This is a genomic window from Kluyvera huaxiensis (genome assembly GCF_040149365.1).
In the GTDB taxonomy this organism is placed as follows: domain Bacteria; phylum Pseudomonadota; class Gammaproteobacteria; order Enterobacterales; family Enterobacteriaceae; genus Kluyvera; species Kluyvera intermedia_A.
This window is the reverse complement of the sequence record NZ_JBEFLV010000073.1, coordinates 1-252: the sequence shown is the minus strand read 5'-3', so window position 1 is coordinate 252 and position 252 is coordinate 1. Positions and strand designations below refer to the sequence as shown.

Genomic DNA, 252 nt, shown 5'->3' with positions numbered 1-252 from the left:
GGTGATGCTGCCAACTTACTGATTTAGTGTATGATGGTGTTTTTGAGGTGCTCCAGTGGCTTCTGTTTCTATCAGCTGTCCCTCCTGTTCAGCTACTGAAGGCGTGGTGCGTAACGGCAAAAGCACTGCCGGACATCAGCGCTATCTCTGCTCTCACTGCCGTAAAACATGGCAACTGCAGTTCACTTACACCGCTTCTCAACCCGGTACGCACCAGAAAATCATTGATATGGCCATGAATGGCGTTGGATG

1 protein-coding gene is annotated in these 252 nt (G+C 50.0%); it reads left to right on the top strand.

Annotation, left to right across the window (positions count from 1 at the left end):
• Nucleotides 1-55: 55 nt before the first annotated feature.
• Nucleotides 56-252: IS1 family transposase (locus ABOC97_RS23980; RefSeq protein ID WP_141221405.1), on the top strand; the 197-nt coding region annotated here is incomplete at its 3' end.